20 protein-coding genes are annotated in these 17,630 nt (G+C 31.8%); 12 read left to right on the top strand and 8 right to left on the bottom strand.

Annotated features, from left to right (window positions below):
- Nucleotides 1–61 precede the first annotated feature (61 nt).
- Nucleotides 62–676 (top strand): NUDIX hydrolase, encoded by a 615-nt coding sequence (locus NST63_RS14315; RefSeq protein ID WP_341042663.1) that lies wholly within the window; start codon nucleotides 62–64, stop codon nucleotides 674–676.
- 163 nt (nucleotides 677–839) lie between these two features.
- On the opposite strand, the gene NST63_RS14310 is transcribed toward NST63_RS14315, so the two are convergent.
- The 3 genes from NST63_RS14310 to NST63_RS14300 all read right to left on the bottom strand — a co-directional run bounded on the left by NST63_RS14310 (nucleotide 840) and on the right by NST63_RS14300 (nucleotide 3,762).
- Nucleotides 840–1,388 (bottom strand): hypothetical protein, encoded by a 549-nt coding sequence (locus NST63_RS14310; protein WP_212941362.1) that lies wholly within the window; start codon nucleotides 1,386–1,388, stop codon nucleotides 840–842.
- Between the two features lie 191 nt (nucleotides 1,389–1,579).
- On the bottom strand, nucleotides 1,580–1,846 hold the full coding sequence (locus NST63_RS14305) for a CD3324 family protein (protein ID WP_212941359.1): 267 nt from the start codon (nucleotides 1,844–1,846) through the stop codon (nucleotides 1,580–1,582).
- 1,097 nt (nucleotides 1,847–2,943) lie between these two features.
- Entirely contained in the window at nucleotides 2,944–3,762 is an 819-nt protein-coding gene (locus NST63_RS14300) for a mechanosensitive ion channel family protein (protein ID WP_341042662.1), read from the bottom strand.
- A 335-nt stretch (nucleotides 3,763–4,097) separates the two neighbouring features.
- On the opposite strand from NST63_RS14300, the gene NST63_RS14295 reads away from it, so the two are divergent.
- The 6 genes from NST63_RS14295 to NST63_RS14270 all read left to right on the top strand — a co-directional run bounded on the left by NST63_RS14295 (nucleotide 4,098) and on the right by NST63_RS14270 (nucleotide 8,487).
- The gene (locus NST63_RS14295) at nucleotides 4,098–4,790 is read left to right on the top strand and encodes an aspartate/glutamate racemase family protein (RefSeq protein WP_341042660.1); all 693 of its coding nucleotides are present in this window, start codon (nucleotides 4,098–4,100) and stop codon (nucleotides 4,788–4,790) included.
- A gap of 72 nt (nucleotides 4,791–4,862) precedes the next feature.
- On the top strand, nucleotides 4,863–5,486 hold the full coding sequence (locus NST63_RS14290) for a histidine phosphatase family protein (RefSeq protein WP_341042658.1): 624 nt from the start codon (nucleotides 4,863–4,865) through the stop codon (nucleotides 5,484–5,486).
- A gap of 176 nt (nucleotides 5,487–5,662) precedes the next feature.
- Complete coding sequence (locus NST63_RS14285) at nucleotides 5,663–5,989, top strand: antibiotic biosynthesis monooxygenase family protein (RefSeq protein WP_341044206.1); 327 nt, start codon at nucleotides 5,663–5,665, stop codon at nucleotides 5,987–5,989.
- Nucleotides 5,990–6,122: 133 nt separating this feature from the next.
- Nucleotides 6,123–6,521 (top strand): NUDIX hydrolase, encoded by a 399-nt coding sequence (locus tag NST63_RS14280; protein ID WP_341042657.1) that lies wholly within the window; start codon nucleotides 6,123–6,125, stop codon nucleotides 6,519–6,521.
- 199 nt (nucleotides 6,522–6,720) lie between these two features.
- Nucleotides 6,721–7,326, top strand: coding sequence for a hypothetical protein (locus NST63_RS14275; protein ID WP_341042656.1), 606 nt, complete (start codon nucleotides 6,721–6,723; stop codon nucleotides 7,324–7,326).
- 270 nt (nucleotides 7,327–7,596) lie between these two features.
- Nucleotides 7,597–8,487, top strand: a complete 891-nt coding sequence (locus NST63_RS14270; protein WP_341042655.1) for a cation diffusion facilitator family transporter — start codon at nucleotides 7,597–7,599, stop codon at nucleotides 8,485–8,487.
- A 282-nt stretch (nucleotides 8,488–8,769) separates the two neighbouring features.
- On the opposite strand, the gene NST63_RS14265 is transcribed toward NST63_RS14270, so the two are convergent.
- On the bottom strand, nucleotides 8,770–9,153 hold the full coding sequence (locus NST63_RS14265) for a YmaF family protein (protein WP_071976028.1): 384 nt from the start codon (nucleotides 9,151–9,153) through the stop codon (nucleotides 8,770–8,772).
- 1,010 nt (nucleotides 9,154–10,163) lie between these two features.
- On the opposite strand from NST63_RS14265, the gene NST63_RS14260 reads away from it, so the two are divergent.
- The 3 genes from NST63_RS14260 (at nucleotide 10,164) to NST63_RS14250 (ending at nucleotide 12,720) form a co-directional block, all read left to right on the top strand.
- Nucleotides 10,164–10,727 (top strand): hypothetical protein, encoded by a 564-nt coding sequence (locus NST63_RS14260; RefSeq protein WP_341042654.1) that lies wholly within the window; start codon nucleotides 10,164–10,166, stop codon nucleotides 10,725–10,727.
- A 267-nt stretch (nucleotides 10,728–10,994) separates the two neighbouring features.
- Entirely contained in the window at nucleotides 10,995–11,873 is an 879-nt protein-coding gene (locus tag NST63_RS14255) for a R2-like ligand-binding oxidase (RefSeq protein WP_341042653.1), read from the top strand.
- Nucleotides 11,874–12,141: 268 nt separating this feature from the next.
- A complete protein-coding gene (locus NST63_RS14250) occupies nucleotides 12,142–12,720 on the top strand; it encodes a histidine phosphatase family protein (protein ID WP_341042652.1) in 579 nt (192 codons plus the stop codon).
- A gap of 287 nt (nucleotides 12,721–13,007) precedes the next feature.
- On the opposite strand, the gene NST63_RS14245 is transcribed toward NST63_RS14250, so the two are convergent.
- Nucleotides 13,008–14,024, bottom strand: coding sequence for a DUF3231 family protein (locus NST63_RS14245; protein WP_212941340.1), 1,017 nt, complete (start codon nucleotides 14,022–14,024; stop codon nucleotides 13,008–13,010).
- Nucleotides 14,025–14,274: 250 nt separating this feature from the next.
- Here NST63_RS14245 and NST63_RS14240 point away from each other — a divergent pair, with 250 nt between their 5' ends.
- A complete protein-coding gene (locus tag NST63_RS14240; RefSeq protein WP_341042651.1) occupies nucleotides 14,275–14,919 on the top strand; it encodes an HAD hydrolase-like protein in 645 nt (214 codons plus the stop codon).
- 96 nt (nucleotides 14,920–15,015) lie between these two features.
- Here NST63_RS14240 and NST63_RS14235 read toward each other — a convergent pair whose 3' ends face one another.
- The 3 genes from NST63_RS14235 to NST63_RS14225 form a co-directional block, all read right to left on the bottom strand.
- Nucleotides 15,016–15,567: a short-chain dehydrogenase gene (locus tag NST63_RS14235; RefSeq protein WP_341042650.1), complete on the bottom strand. Its 552-nt coding sequence runs from the start codon at nucleotides 15,565–15,567 to the stop codon at nucleotides 15,016–15,018.
- 197 nt (nucleotides 15,568–15,764) lie between these two features.
- Nucleotides 15,765–16,217: a hypothetical protein gene (locus NST63_RS14230; protein ID WP_341042649.1), complete on the bottom strand. Its 453-nt coding sequence runs from the start codon at nucleotides 16,215–16,217 to the stop codon at nucleotides 15,765–15,767.
- A gap of 12 nt (nucleotides 16,218–16,229) precedes the next feature.
- Nucleotides 16,230–16,727 carry a hypothetical protein gene (locus NST63_RS14225; protein ID WP_212941334.1) on the bottom strand — a complete coding sequence of 166 codons (498 nt, stop codon included), beginning with the start codon at nucleotides 16,725–16,727 and terminating at the stop codon, nucleotides 16,230–16,232.
- A gap of 412 nt (nucleotides 16,728–17,139) precedes the next feature.
- Between NST63_RS14225 and NST63_RS14220 the strand changes: the two genes are divergently transcribed.
- Nucleotides 17,140–17,613, top strand: coding sequence for a DUF4825 domain-containing protein (locus NST63_RS14220; protein ID WP_212941331.1), 474 nt, complete (start codon nucleotides 17,140–17,142; stop codon nucleotides 17,611–17,613).
- Nucleotides 17,614–17,630: the final 17 nt, after the last annotated feature.

Raw genomic sequence — 17,630 nt, 5'->3', positions numbered from 1 at the left:
GAAAGATCTTTAAATTATATAGATTAAGAAGTCTATAACAATGGGATGGGGGAAAATTCCTATGATTAAGATAAAAACTATACCTACAGATGTTAGAATTACAGTTTCTCCAGAGCGAATGTATTTGCCCCATTCACTTCAGGAATCAATAAACTTATATTGGGAATCTCTTAAGGCGAGCGGGAAAACTTTTCATAGAGGAACAATATTTTCAATAAAAGAAATGATTAAATCTAGGGATAAGCTACATATCACATTACAAAAAACTGACTATGCTCATTTTTTATACTCGAAATATAATAAATTACCCATAGATTATGAATGCCGTGTCATTGTTGCTAATGGTCTTATAGTAACAAAGGATAACTATATAGTTTTAGGGGAAATGAATTCCAGAACAGCTTCACCTGGCCGCTTACAATTTATTGCTGGGGGAATTGACGAAAGTGATATAAATCAACAATCTGTAAATATTTTCAAGAGCCTGATTCGTGAAACGAAGGAGGAGATTGGGGTCGATTTGACTAATTCTAACTTGGTAGAAAAAGTTAAACCGCGTTATATTGTACATTGGGGTAGTGTAGCCCTAGTTTATTTGATTCAGTTAGCTATTGATAGATTGGAATTACAGAATCGATATCAGACTTTCTTAAGTATGACAATCGCCCCCAATTAGATTTCCTTTCAGCTGTCTTAAAGAAAGAACTAAATATGGGGTAATTTAAAAAGACAGTACCTCATTTTCTGGGGAACTGTATTTTTTACTTTCTTAATATCGAATGAAAAAACATCGTTTTTTCAAAATGAATCGCTACTTTCTAAAGGAAACGGAAAATGGTTTAAATAAACTTTACTCCCGAATTATTAAAACGAAAAATTAGTTTATAACCGTCAAATGTTTCCCCATATTCTTCAGTGTAAATTCCACTTGTATAATTAGAAATTGCCTTTCTCCAAAACTTTTGCCCAACTATATTTTTGTCTAATGGATTAGTGAACAATTCCCAATTTCCATTTAATTGTTCAAATACTATTTTTGCTGCATGTTCAGCTATCCCTTGCCCTCTTAAAGATTGAATTAAAAAGAATTCGTTTACAAAAAAATCAATTCCTTTATTACAATGTGGCGGGGAGGCGATTAGGACAAATCCAGCTGGTATATCATCAACTAAAATTAAGTAAGGAAATAAAATATTTGGTTTTTCCCACCAAATATTTTGTATTGCTACTTGTTCTTCTAGCGTTTGACAATTATCACTATCCTCGTAAATTCCGTGAACATTTGGAAGCCTATTATAGTGTTTGGATAGATCATAAAGATACAATGGATATAAATTTTTAATTATATATGCATTCCTTTTGTCAGTTAATTTTACGTCGATTTTCAATGGATTCTCCTCCAATCATTATAAGTACCAAGGTGAAAAAGTTATTCATAGTTTACTTCCATATCAATAGTAATTCCTTCATTTGTAATTGTAATCAATCCAAGATTGAGAATTATATATAATAAATAATTATAATAATTTATTAACACAAAAAATGTCACATTAGATTTTAATCCAATGTGACAGTAAAACTATTTTTTAGAGTATACAATCTTTTTAATACTATCGCTGGATAGACAAAATTGAACTGAAAGTTGGTCTATAGTTGCGCCGGCTGAAAACTTTTGCCGGATCTCATGATTTCTAACTCTTAAATAATTTCTACTCCCTGATGATTCTCCCCATTTCTTACGTAATCCTTTAGGAGTTGGAATATAAATTAATTTTCCATTTACATATTTTTGTATTTCGTTAAGTAATTCTTCTGGAAAGATGCTTTCAGCATTTATATATTTCATAATAGCTCCGCTCCTTAAAATTATGGAATTTTTAAGGTAGCAAAGTCAGCACTATAAACAATATTTATGCTTCAGGCGGATAGATAATCTAGCTCTATACAAACAACCGCCTGTTGTTCATAGTGTAAACTTTGCATAGAGCTAATCCGTAAACTTCTCCTATATCTCGTCATATAGTATACCTCCTTCGACCCTTCATCAATGCAGTGGCTATTTAATTAATTTCTATAAAGACTAACTGATCTCCTTCATCGCTTGGATAAAGCATTCTGCGTTTAAGATGAAAACGACCTGTAAAATTGCAGGAGCTGAATAGAGATATAATTTAATGAGTAAAATGGAAATTTCAAGCAGATATAATTTTTTTTGGAATTTTACCATTTTTGTTTTAGGCTGTTTTCGTATAGTGTATTGCTTTTGTCAAAGCTCAACTGCATGTTTTACACCCGATAAGGAATTCAGAGCGGTTTATTGAGTTTTCAGCTCATATCACGTTAGATAAAAGGGGACTAGCTATATGAATCGGTATTTTCCTCCTTCACGGTAATCAAACCCCACTCATAGGTTCCCGTGGACCCACAATTTTCAGCTTCAAGGTAATCAAACTCACTCATAGGTTCCCGTGGACCCGTAATTTTCAGCTTCATGGTAATTAAACCCTCCCTTTGGTTACAGTGCACATGCAATTTCCTCCTTTACCTTCACGGTATTCATACGCTCTCTTGTTTTCCTCTTATGAATTCAAACTTTATTCTTAAATAACAACAATGTTAAAGAATTGAGCCTTGTTTTAGAAGGTTTTTTATGTAAAGAATCAGGAGTTAATCGGTTGAGAAAGGAAATTTGGTAAGGGTATATTTTATTAAAAATAGTGTTTATGTGGATAATATTAATTGATCTATAGAGTTAATCATTTTAAAATCTATTCTTAATATTTGGACTATTAGTTATGAATCCTATGTTTGAGAAGAGGGATTACAACAGTAGGGGAGTAATTGCCTATGATAATCTTCCAAGAATAAAAAAATCTAGTTTGTTGTGTTCGTAAAAACAACAGTAAATAAGCAAGAGATATAAACTCTTGCTCTTAATAAATTTTAATGACTGGTTTCATAGCTCTCTGCCATCATCAAGTTGTTCTTGTAGGCAGCCATCGCTAGTTCATACCTAAGTATTTTGCCTGCTTCCGCGAAATCCGCTTCATTCACCAGACCTGATAAAGTATAACGGTGTCCCTTGTAATCGACGTTAAGATCGGAAATTTGGTTAAATTTGAACCTTTCCACTGGAATACCGTACTCATCCTTTAACAAATAATCCTCGTATTTCTCATTGCATGTTTTTGCTACTTCCTCTAACACCTTGAAGGCATCGTTCGGATTTTGTCTATAGCTGAGGACAAGGCTTTCAGTCACCCTGCGCTTCCCTCGGTTCCCATTCTGAAGTTCAGAAATACTGCTATAGGAAATCGTATAGAGGTAACCGTCATATTGGCGAATCTTCACGTGCCGCATGCTGATTTCCTCGATATTCCCCTGACGATTTCCATTGATGATGACATAATCTCCGAGTTGGATCTGACGCTCGAATAAATAAGTCAAGCCCATAATATAATCACGGATAATATGCTGTAGGATCAACGCCAAAGCACTCGCCAAAACAACTGAACCAGTGACAAGCTTTGTAAGGTCAAAGAAATGGCTAAGCACAAAAATAATGAAGAACACAAAGCCTAAGACCTTAGTTACTTGATTGGCAAAATGGATCAATGTCTCTTCTCGTTTTTCATCTAAGAAGCTCGTATTGTCAAAGAAAAGCTTAATAGATTTACGAATCAAATAAACTGTAAGTATTATCAGCAGTGCTACCATTATTATTTCGACAGGAAACTTCTTAAACAATTCTACAAAAAACATTCTATTTTCCTCGCTTTTTTACACAACACTATAGAAATGCGGATAAGGAGAAATATACTCCTTTCCTAACAATCTTTAAATATATCATGTTTTGATAAAATAAAGAAGCTTTCTTATCTACTTTTTTGCGATTGCAAGGATGTATAGGATTTGAAATTAACTCTCAAAAGGGAAAGTTCTACTCTACGTATGAAAGTTAGTAGTAAAAATTGTCGCTGAAAATTATCAAGCAGATTCGTTTTAAAGGAATTTCAATGATCATTCTCGAATTTAGAAAGAAAGTTAATAGGAAATGATTTTTAGAATTAATTTTTACTATAATTGGAGGAATTCGTATGAAGACAATAGGATTAATTGGAGGAATGAGTTGGGAATCTTCGGTTGAATACTATCGAATAATAAACGAAGAGGTAAAGAAGAGATTGGGGCGTTTACATTCAGCAAAATGTCTCTTATACAGTGTTGATTTTGAGGAAATTGAACGTTTTCAATCAGAAGGTAAATGGGAAGAAGCAGGTAATATATTAGGGGATGTAGCCCTTTCATTAGAAAAGGGAGGAGCAGATTTTATTGTTATTTGTACAAATACGATGCATAAGGTAGTCAATAATATTGAGAAAAAAATAAACATACCCATCTTACATATTGCTGATGCAACTGCTAAGCAAATAAAAAAATTAAATGTTAAAACAATTGGTTTATTAGGTACTAAGTACACGATGGAGCAAGACTTTTACAAAACTCGAATTGAGTCAAACGGTATAAAAGTATTAATACCAAATGATAGTGAAAGAGAGTTAGTAAACAAGGTGATTTATAATGAGTTGTGTTTAGGTAGTATACAGCAATCATCAAGAGATTATTACAAAAAGGTGATCAAAAATCTAGTAAATAACGGAGCTGAGGGAATAATATTAGGCTGTACAGAAATTGGACTGCTTATTAAACAAGAGGATTCAGAGGTTCCTTTATTTGATACAGCAGAAATACATGCGATTGAGTCTGTAAAAACAGCATTAGGGGAATAAAAAAACAACAAGTCCTTACGTTTTATATGACAGTTAAGGAAAATATGAAAATAAATTTGAAGGGGAAATGGAATGAGTAACATCATTTTAATACAGCATTGTCAATCAGAACATCACATCAATCAGATGTCAGGTGGCTGGACTGATACTCCTTTAACAAAAATAGGGAGACAACAAGCAGAACTTATAGGAACGAAACTAAGAGAAATTGTCAAAGAAAATGAATACGTCTTCTATTCTTCTGACCTATTAAGAGCAGTACAAACAGCTGAAATAATTGGAACGCAATTAAACCTAAAAATAATCAAAGATAGCGGACTTCGTGAAATAAATAATGGTATTGCAGCAGGAAAAACAAAGGACTGGGCAAGAGCACATAAACGGCCTCGAACAAGCAGTAGATTTGATTTAGATTACCAAGAATTCCAAGCGGGAGAATCGTGGAGACAATTTTATACTCGTGTTTGCGGTTGTATGGATAAAATCTATCAATCTGAAATGGAGAATAATCTGTTGATTGTAACACATGGAGGAACTTTGGGTTATATTCTTGCGTGGTGGTTGAAATTTGAGCCGGAAATGATCGAAAAAGCATACTTCTCTTCTTCTGTAGGTGGTATTACTGTCTTAGGTAAAAATAATTTTCAGCAAAATGTTGTTCATAAATTTAATGATACTTCTCATTTTGATCGATAAGGTAAAGGTAATGTTTTTAAACGGAGTTATAAATTAGTTTTTCACTACTATTAAGTTATTTAGAGGTTGAAGAAAAAAAACAATTAGATTTCGACACTAATTAAAATATATTTGCAGTTTTAATGAATATAAAAAATCTCAAATAGTAACTAAATAATAGGGGGCAGATCATGAAAATGGATGGAATTAAAAAAATTCTACAACCACCATATTACGCAGTGATATTTACTTCAGAAAGAACAGAGGGTGACAATGGATATAACAAAATGTCACAAGCAATGGAAGAGTTGGCCACAAAGCAACAAGGATATTTAGGTATGGAAAGTGCAAGAAATAATGAATTAGGTATTACTATTTCATATTGGGAAACTTTAGAGGACATTAAGAGCTGGAAAGAACATTCAAGCCATAAAATTGCCCAAGATAGAGGTAAGAAGGAATGGTATAAAAATTACACAGTTAGAGTTTGTAAAGTTGAGAAGGATTACTCTTTTGAAATGTAAAATTTAGCGACTCTGCAGTCTAGGAATTTAGTATCGGTAGGAATTGTAAATATAAAATTTATAGAATTATAGTGCTGAATATCTGAATGATACCAATTCATCGAATATATGGAAGTTTAAAAGGGTGAGTTTTATGAAATTTACTATTACTTCAGGAGCGGTTATTAAGAATGAGAAAAACAAAATACTTTTAAAAAAAGATCCTATTAGGGGTTGGGAATTACCGGGTGGTCTAGTTGAAACTGGAGAAGCAGTTCAAGCTGCCGTCATAAGAGAAGTTAAAGAGGAAACAGGAATTGATGTTATACTGGATAGCTTTTGTGGAGTTTCACACGAAGTGGAACTTGGAATTTGTAATATGTGGTGGTTAGGAAAACATGTAGGTGGTGAACTACAGGTTAGTAATGAAAGTCTGGCTGTTGGTTATTATGAAATTGAAGAAGCTCTAAACTTAATAAAAAATAAAAATTTTAAAATTGAGTTATTGATGTGCTTGAGTATTGAGGAAAAACCCTTCTATATTTATTTTTAATCTGTTTTTCGTTCCCATTTATTTGTCTTATTTTTAAAGAACAATTATGGTAGGATAGGTAAAGTGGAAAAGCAGATTTCTTATAAATTTCAAATAAATGTAAAATTTGTCGTAACGTAACTTTAAATAATATTTTTGTGATATGTTGAGGTTTTATAAAAGGCGATACATAAAGTTAAACAATAGAAGGGAAGAAAACATGCGTTTTTTAAATTCATCAATTGCAGCTATCCTTACAGGACTTGTTTGTTTCAACATTATTTTTACAACTTATACGATTATTACTAAACCAACACCAGGTGAAGCGGACGGATTAGGCTTTATTATTTTTTCAGTCCTCCTTACACCAGTTTTAATGGTCCTTTTCCTAATTGTATTTTATAGACTTTATGAACGGATAAATATAAAAGGGTTACTATTTGGGGTCATAACGGGATTATGGTTGAGAGAGGTTTTAGAAGTTATACAGGGTTTCTTTTACCAATCGGATCAACTTGATAACACTATAAGAATTATTAACAGTCCCTATCTTTTACTCATGATAATTATATTAAGTTTAATTTTTGTAAGAACTTCTTCCAAGTGGCTAAATTTAAATAGTTTTACAATTGGTGCTACCACAGGTTTTGTATTCTCATATATCATTGTTCTATTATTACGAAAAATAAATAACTCATTAACTTCTTACCATTATTTTGATTCTGATGAAATTTTAATAGTTGTTTTAAGTGTCTTCATTACTTCTATTTTAGGTATTATTATTGGAAAAAAGAATGAAAAGAAGATCAAAATCAAACAAGCCTAAATTAATTTTTAAAAAGAGTAAAGTTATTTGAACCGTAATGACTTTACTCTTTTTTGAGTTAGGATATAAGACGGTCAATGAAAATTTGTCTATTCGTATCTCCAAAAAATGGTATAAAAATATAACACGTTTATAATCAAAAATTTCACCTGGAGAAACACTTTTAAAGGCCATCTACTAATATAAAGCCACTCAACAAGGTTGCTGTAGACCCACACGTCCTTTTGTTGATATCCTATTTAGGGAGTTAATGATTAGTGGGGGTACAGGATGGATAATCAAAAATATAATGATCTTAAATTAGGCGAGCGAGGGGCAATCATCAGTATTTTTGCTTATATTGCTCTATCAATCATAAAATTAATCATTGGATATTTCAGTAATTCAGCAGCTTTGAAAGCAGATGGTCTTAACAATATAACCGATATTATTGCATCTATTGCAGTACTTATAGGATTGAAAAGTGCCCAAAAGCCACCTGATATAAACCATAGATATGGTCACTGGAAAAGTGAAACAATTGCATCAATGATAGCTTCATTTATTATGTTTGCTGTTGGAATCCAAGTATTGTCCGATGCTGTTGGATCGATCTTTCGAGGGAGAAGTGAGTCACCTGATATTATAGCTGCTTATGTAGGCATTTTTGCTTCAATATGCATGTATTTTGTATATCGGTACAATAAAAGCTTGGCTCTTAAAATCAAAAGTAAAGCTGTCATGGCAGCTGCAAAAGACAATGTTTCCGATGCATGGGTAAGTATAGGAACAGCAGTAGGTATCTTTGGTTCTCAATTAAATATGCCTTGGCTAGATACTTTAACAGCATTAATAGTTGGACTATTAATTTGTAAAACTGCTTGGGACATTTTTAAAGAAGCTTCACATGAACTTTCAGATGGATTCGATGAGGAAAAAATCGAATTATATCAGAATGTAATATTAAAAGTGGATGGGGTAAAAGGTATAAAAGAAATTAAGGGTAGAAGCTATGGAAATAATGAAGTGATAGATGTTGTGATTTTCGTAGATTATACACTAAATATAAGAGAGGCACATGATGTAGCAACTGCTATTGAAAAAGTAATGATAAAAGAAATAGGGGTATATGATGTTCATGTGCATGTAGAGCCCAATAGTTTATTAAATAAAGTCAATTGAAAATTGTTAAAACTCAATTTCGATGAAATTTCAGTAAGTAAAAATTTGTTTTACTTCACATAATTTTTACAAAATCGGATCCTAATTGCTCAATGATTTTTTGATTCCTGCACTTTTAGAGTATCGTATGAACGGTCAATCATTAGTAAAAAATGAATTGTTAAATTAAAAAATACTAACACATTATAAAATGGTGTTAGTCTTTTTAGAAGACGGAAAGTTTTTGTAAATGCCTCGATACAATATTAACCTTCTACTAGTTCAGTGATAAATTACTAATATTTAACCACTAGGACTGGTTCTACCACTATATTTGTGGGAGTGAGGACGGGCTCCATTAACTGTAGTTACTCCATGAAAATTATGATAATGACCACCACCAGTCATTGGAATAGCCGGCCCAGTCACTCCACGTATTTCATGTTTATGTCCATCATCTAATGAAGTAATAGTAAAGTATTTGTGGGTATGTGGAACTCCTGTGGGTGCTGGCTCTGTCGTACCAGCATATCTATGTTCATGCCCAACATTAAATGACGTAACACCTGAAAAATTATGTTTATGAAGTGGTCTTCCATCCCATGTCGTTAGATATAAAATATGAGAATGATCATTATTAGAATCAGGTGAATGTACCATAAAACCAGTTACAGGTATTTCCTTCATAAGCTTCTTTTCACCCTTTCCGTTTATTTGTAAATTAAGAGAAATTCTCAACAAAGAATATGCCCATTTTCAAATGTTAGAACTCCAAGTTTAAATATAAGTGAATAAAATTTTCCATTAATGTATAAGTTCATTCATAAATTTCGTAAACCTATAATGCGTTAATCTAATAAAGGTTATGATCAGCCCAAGGATAATGTTTCGATTATGTTTGATATTGGTGTATTAAAAGATGAAAGATGCTGCTTATATTTTTGAAATGTTGATCAAACGTTTATATATATACTGATAATTTTATAAAATGAAGATCATGAAGATATAACATGATACTTTTAAACAATGCGTTGCGATTCTAAATTAGAATCGCTTTTTATATTCAAGTGGGTGAATTTTATTGCGGAGAATTTATTAATCTAAAAAAATAAGAATTCAAATCTAAATATATTTTTTTAAGTAATAAGTATAAGTAGTAAAAAACTTTTAGCATTTGGACTAGATTCTAGTACTAATCGAAAGTAAGTACATGGTTACGAAATAACTTGTTTATTAAAAACATTAGGCTTAGTAACTGGTATTTTAAAATCGACAAAAATTGGAAGGGCTTATTCCGATTATCACATTCTATAAAATTTACAATATTCAGCGAAAGTACAAACAATTCTACTTTTGTTTCATAAAATTGAAGTAATTACAAAGAAATGGAGAGGACACATATACATTTTTTTGAATCAGAAATTTCGAAAAACATTATCTGATTATGGTGCATATAAAGATCATTTTGGTCCCTTCCAGGAAGTGTACGGATTTCAATGATATATGATCAGCAGATAACTGGTCTTGTGTTAAAGGATTCAATCAAAAGATTAAAAAAACAGATTCATCTGAAGACGAGAATCGAATTTGGAGATTACTAATACTCATTATTGAAATCGGATACTCATAAAAATGGTAGTTTTCAGAACTTCAAAGTCTTTTAGAAAAACTATTGATAAAGAAGGATGATGGGAAATATGCCGATTACAAATGATAAGGGTAGCTCTTTTTTATCGAGTAAGGAAATTGGATCTATTGATGCATGGATATCCGAAATGAAGAAATATCCTCTCCTTATTCCGACTAAAAAAAGAAAACTAGCTCAACGTACACTTGAACTTCCATATAAGCTTATTGGCAATGGTTTAAATAGAATAGTTTATGATCTTGATAACGGATACGTCTTGAAAATTGCATTTTCCGAAATAGGCTTGATAAGTAACGGCCAAGAATTTAGTCTGTATCATTCTGCACATCCGGATATTAAGCAGTACCTCTGTCCAGTAAAAGAAAAAGGACAGGGGTGGATTGTTATGAAAAAGATGGAGCGTAAGGCACCTATTAATTTGGAAAATCTTCAGAAGCTGAGTACTCTAACAATGAAGTTTTTATTACGAGGGATCATACCAGTCGATTTAAGACTAGCAAATATAGCATTATCACAAGATAATGAAATGGTTGTTATTGATTATGGGCTTTTTATAAATGCATTACATGGAAAGACAGACCAATCTAATGATGATGTCCATAATGCAAAGTGAATGAAAGTTTATTTTTGCAGTTTTAATTTTATGGAGGCAGTAAAATTTGATCGATGAAAATGAAAAAATATATATGGATAATAAATGATGATAAAAGAAAAACAATCAAATGAACAAAAAATCATAAGAACTTAAATCAAGAATATTAAAACGTATGATCTTTTAGAAAATATTAGTAGGGATCCTCGATGGGTTAGTTAGTATATGGAATGAGAAATCATTGAAATTCTAAACAGTAGATTAAAAAAAAGAAGAAGGTGAATAATCTTGAGGAAGAAACTAGTAACTACGAGTTCAGAAGGTTTAATGGAAAATTCATACCCCTATCGCTTGTATCAAAAGGCAAAAAAATTTGGAGTTTGGAATCCTCAAAATATTAATTTTTCACAGGATAAAGAAGACTGGAAACTACTTTCTGTTAATCAAAAAGATTGGATTCTGAAGCTGCTCGCACAATTTCAGGGAGGAGAAGAGGCGGTAACATTAGACTTACTTCCTTTGCTAAGGGTGATTGCGAGTGAGGGTAGATTGGAAGAGGAGATGTTTCTTACTACATTTTTATGCGATGAAGCTAAACATACTGAATTCTTTCGAATTGTCTTAAATGCTATTGGTGAAAAAGATGATCTTTCACACTTGCATTCCGAATCGTATCGTAAACTATTTTATGAAATTCTTCCAGAGACTATGGAACGCCTTTGGTATGAGCAAACCCCAGAGGTAATAGCTGACGCAGCTACCGTGTATAATATGTTTGCTGAAGGAGTTTTAGCTGAAACGGGGTATAAAACATTTTATGATGGACTTCAAAAAATCGGTAAAATGCCAGGACTTCTAGAGGGAATTGATCACTTAAAGCGGGATGAATCAAGGCATATAGCATACGGTACCTTTCTTCTTCAGCGTTTGATTTGTGAACATCCTCATTTATATGCCAGGATCATTAAGAAACTTGAGGAATTGGCACCTATCGCTATTTCTTTAAATGCAGAGGGCGTAATAGGGCAAAGCGAGAAATCAAATGAATACAGTTCTGAAATGAATAAATACTCTGAGAGACAACTTAAGGCAAGAATGGAGATTCTAGCACGGGCAAGGGGAAAGACGATCAATGAAATTTATCAATCAGTTCAAGAAAATCTATAAATAAAATTCTAAAAATACAGAACAACATAGAAAAATAACATCCTCATTTCTATAGATGAGATAAAAAATAACCACATCTATCAAACAAAATAAAAAATGTTAAGTGGTAACATAAAAAATTAGATCAAAAATGTGTTTCTTTCTCATTATCAAACTAATGGCGTTAATCAAAGCAGGATTAATGCTCTTTTTTGTTGAAGTATCTTGTTGTGCAAATCAAGCGGAGCTTATTACAACAAAAAGCATTGTTAAATTTGAGGTGTGAGAAATGGCTACTATAGGATTAATAAGACATGGTAATACTGATTGGAATAAATTAGGTAAAGCACAAGGGGTATCAGATATTTCCTTAAACGATTTTGGAAAGATCCAGGCTAAAAAACTCGGACAGCGGCTTTCGCAAGATGAAGATTGGGACATGCTTATTACGAGTAACTTATTAAGAGCTGTTGAAACCGCAAGAATTATTGGAAATATTATCAATCAACCCATTAGTTCGATCGATAATAGAATTCGGGAAATAAATTGTGGAATGATTGAAGGAACAACTGAAGAAGAAAGAATAAATAAATGGGGAAGGAATTGGCGTACCTTAGAACTTGGCATAGAAAATTTTGAGAATGTCGCCACTAGGGGGCTTGATTTTTTAGAAGATATTGAAAGCTTATATAAGAACAAAAGAGTATTAGCTGTTAGCCACGGTGCCTTAATTGGTCTTACCCTACAACGTCTATTACCAGAGGAATTTCAAACAACTTATATTGAAAACACTTCACTAACAATTGTTCGGAAAATTGAAGACCATTGGCAGTGTCAATTATATAATTGTACTGTTCATTTAAAATGAGTTATTGATATAGAGTGAAATTGGTTATCTTCAAAACGGATTCATACATAAGGACATAAAATGTAAAATGATTAACAGGTAAAATACTCAATTGAATTTTTTATGATGAACAATTATTTAAACTTATTAAACATGATGCGTTGCTAAGAATTTTTTGAACAACCTAAAGAAGCTATCTCTTTCTAAAGATAGCTACTGTCAACTATATAAGTCCTTATTAATATATTGGTCAATTAAAGTATATCTTATATGACAAGCAGTTCTGATTAATCATTTGATACCTTATATTATGAATCTTTCATCAGAGATTTTCTATCAATTGCTTCTGGTTGTTTTTCTAACCATTTGTGCTTAACCATAATATTGTAAGATCGTGCACCAGCTTCCATCACATGGGCAAATACTCTACTATAGTTTAAAAGTAAATCCGATCTAAAGCTGGAGCCTAATGAAGCTCCATAATAAGAAAGAGCTGCATGCACTAAAAACCCTGCGTGATACATTATCAATTTGTCAGAAAAGGGACTGACCGTAGATTCAGTAATCTCAGTCTCCCATTTTTCAGGAATTGGTAAGTTATCTTGTTGTAATATGGAATCAAAACTCTCTGCATCCGTTTTTGCTAATTTCACATTTTTTAACATAAAATTTCGAACTTCTTCACACTCAGCCACCTGACTAAACGCCAAGCTTAATGACTGAGTAAATCCAGTTTTCGTTGAATTAAAGAAAAGGGTACTTATTTCTGAACTATTTAATGGTCTTTTATCTCCCACTAAATTTGAAACGAAACCCGGTGATTCTATAAACTTCTCTCCACGAACTGGTGGGACGGAGGGAACACTTTTGAATTTTGGATGTTTTTTTGCTACTTCATCTATCTTCTGAAATAATTCTTTTGATGATTCGGCACATTCGAAAAAATAATTTTGTATATCTTGTCTTTCCGAGTTTGTAATAGCTAGACTGTAAGCGGTTAATCCATGTATGGTCATGATATAGGAGTAAAAAAGTAAAAATTGGTCAGAAAACAAACGGGGGGCATTTACATTCACATCATTTTCTGTAAATCCAATAGGGACTTGATAATTAGCGCTATGTAAGAATTCGGGAATTTTTGTGACATGGCTCTCGGATAATTGTAAAGCAAATTCTAAAATAGGTTTAATTTCGTTGTTTTCAACAATGTTAAGAAAATACTTATAAACACAAATTGCCATACTATCGCCCATATATTGAAGCCAAAGTCCGGACAGTTCTGCGGCAGTTAAAGTGTTTGATTTTGTTTTCTTGAAAAGTTCCAAAAGAATACCTCCAATTTTCCTCAATTTCCATTTAGTGATTATTTTATGGTATTGTCAGGGAAGTATACAGGTATTTGAGAGAAATTTATATTTGGTACAGCACAAATAGATACAAGCAGATGAAAAATCGGTATGAAGGGGGAATTGTTTAAATAAAGTAGTAAAGTTTAGAAATTTTAGGTTAATAAGTAATCATATTTTTGCTAAACTTTTAAATGAATTTAGTCTTTTATTGTGGGAGAGAGAAACGATGACACAGTCAATAATTTTTGATATGGATGGAACACTATTTCAAACGGATAAGATTTTAGAATTATCACTTGAAGATACGTTTAATCATTTACGTGCTCAAGATAAATGGGATAAAGAGACTCCTATTGATAAATACCGAGAAATAATGGGTGTCCCTTTACCGAAAGTATGGGAAAATTTATTACCAGATCATTCAATCAGTGATAGAGAACAAACGGATTCATACTTTCTTGACAGATTAATTGATAATATAAAAAGTGGGAAGGGTACCTTATATCCTAATGTAAAGAAAATTTTTAGATATTTAAAAGAAAATAATTGTATGATATATATTGCAAGTAACGGTTTAACAGCGTACTTAAATGCAATCGTTAGTTATTATCAGCTGGATAATTGGGTGACAGAAACATTTAGTATCCAACAAATTGAATCATTGAATAAATCAAAACTTGTTCAAAATATTATTGAAAAGTATGGCATTACTACTGGTGCAGTAGTAGGAGATCGTTTATCTGATATAAATGCAGCTAAGGAAAATAGACTAGTTTCAATAGGATGTAATTTTGATTTTGCTAAGGAAGAGGAACTTTCTCAGGCGGATATCGTTATTGATGATCTAATGGAGTTAAAGAAATTTTATTAATTTATAATAAATAGAACGAAAAAAAGAGGCATTTATTAATTAAGAAATGCCTTTTCTTATTCGATTACAATGGCACACTAGAGGATACGAATACCCTTAACTAGGACGTTTATCCCAAGGCTCAATATTTCCTACTATATGTAATTTCTTATTTTTGCTAATTGATTCAATAACGCCTTCAGAAATTTCTTGATCTGTTAACCATCTTGAATGACTATTTTCTATAATAAACCCTAATTGAACTTGATGATAGGAACAATTATTTGAGATAGGAACATTTTTTTGGATTTCTTTTAAATTCGAGCTACTCCCTAAAACATGAAATAAATTCCATTCATCGCTATCATTTGAAACCTCTTTACAAATAATTTCTAAGGCATTTTCTGCATAAGAATGAATCCAAGCAATAACTGTATCAATTTTTCCATTCTTTAGAACGGTAGATATTATTTCTTTTCTTAACCACTCATCGTTATTATAATTTACACTAATTGCTGTAATCCTATTTTTATGTGGTACTTTATCTACAAGCTTATTCAAGCGATGAAGATTTCGTGCAATCACTGATACGTGATAACCTTGGTTATTTAACCAGAGTGATACATCTGCAAGCATTCCTGAACCACCAACTACTAATACGTGTTTCATTAATATTACTCCTTTATAGAATGATAATAGATACAAACATATACTTTTTAATTATACTAACAAAGTAGGAAGTTGAGTGTAATCTATATCTAAAAATGCATATGAAGATGAGGAGAAGGGTGTGAATGATATATATTTTATTAGAATTGCTGGTTGAAAGTTTTATTCCGTGGGAATAAAACCCAGTTTATATTTTTCTACTTGAGAAAGATATCAGCTTTTACTCTAATTTCTTTTTGCATAACATCATTTTCTTTCAAGGTTTCTCTAATTTTTTGTACTAAAATAAGTGAACCTGGATCTGTAATTTGTTTGGCAACTCTTTCAAGTAATATTTTTGTATCAACAGAAAACCGTTCTGCAAAACTATGGCACATTACCATATTCATTCGTAGTAACTCCCTATATTCTTCATTAGAAAATGCTCTTCTTATGCACCCTCTAACACCTGCATATCCATAGGAGACCTCCGAAGCAGCTCTGTAAAATAAAATCATTCCATCTGCATGACTAGTTTTAGGATCTACGCGAAGTTCTGTTATTAATGACATTAATCTTCTTACCATTGGTTTCGCTTTCTCCATTGTGTTCCACCAATCTAATAAAGCTGTCTTTTCTTCGCTCGTCATTACCAAAGACTGATTATGCAATTTATACCCTCCTTAAAGTCTAGGAATTGCTTGAATATCCTGAATACGAGAATGGATTTCTTCCCATTTATCTCCTAATAGTTTTTTACTTAAATAAATAGCTTCAAAGATTGCTAAACCGATTTGTTTATTTAAATATCGACTAATATTTATTAAATAATTGAATTCAGGAGCTACTCCATATATAGCTAATTCAAAATTGGGACTTAATTGCTTTTCGCTTATTCTTAAAGTGTCAAGATCAAAAACAAGCATCTCAAATGCAAGTAGAATTTTTTCGCCATTCTGAATTCGTTTTATCGTGCCTTGAATTGCATCAAATCCATACCCGATATCTGCTACAGATGCATGATAAGGATTAAGTCCAGGATTGGTTCGTAAAGATGGGATCGATCGAAAACCTGTCGTTATAGAACACACCACTTCTTTTGCAGCCATACCCTTTTCAATGATGGTATATATTGCTGCAAGATATTGTTCACTTTGCTTATACTTAAGTATATTTGTCATGTCATCGTCTCCTAACTGATCCGTTTTTATCACTTAAGAGCTAGTAAATATGTTTTTGTTCATTAATCAAAAAATTAATCTTTTTAAGAGGATATCAATTAGAATAATTTATTAATACTCTAAAAGGATGGTAATAACCTGGATATTAAATGTTATTATGACATACAAAAATTTATAAATTGTCCACAAATTAATGAAGATTAACTATTTTACAGATATTCTTTTATTCATTCTTAGCATTTCATCTCTTCAGATGATGTAATTGGTCGACATAATAGGGAGATGTTAAGTTTAAGAAATATAAAAAGTTGAAACCTTTTACTGGAAAATTCGTAACTGAAAGAGGTAGTATAAAGAAGATAATTTCTTATGAACTGTAAAAATAGTGGGCAGTTAATAAGGGGGAATTCGAGTGAAACAGAGAATAAAATTTCTGTTCTTTTTAACATTGGTAGTAATTTTGTTAATTGGCTGTAGTGCTAATAAAGATCAAGAAGGCATCTTTCAATTTAAAGATTCGTATGTTGGTGATAACAGTGCAGTTGGTAACATTGTAAAACAGTTACAAAGTGGCGAAAGTTTAAAAGGAATTGAACTTAAAACTAAAGAAAAACCATATGGAATGATTTTAAATTATAATTGGATAGAATCAGAACAAATATACAAAGAAACAGTAATAAATAATGCTACATATATCTTTGCATTGGTTCAAAATGTTGACTGGATCAGATTTCATTTTAATAACAGAGAATATAAAATCACAAAAGAGGAAATCCAAGCATGGTACGGAAAAAATTTAAATGAAGTTAAAAATGAAGATGATTTAAGGAAACTTATACAAAAATATTTGAAAGAAGAGCAAAAGGTAAATCAGTTATTCCAATAAGGAAGGTTCGTAAAGTC

This window comes from Heyndrickxia sp. FSL W8-0496 (assembly GCF_038007825.1).
Classification (GTDB): domain Bacteria; phylum Bacillota; class Bacilli; order Bacillales; family Bacillaceae_C; genus Heyndrickxia; species Heyndrickxia oleronia.
This window is presented reverse-complemented; position numbering and strand designations above follow the sequence as displayed.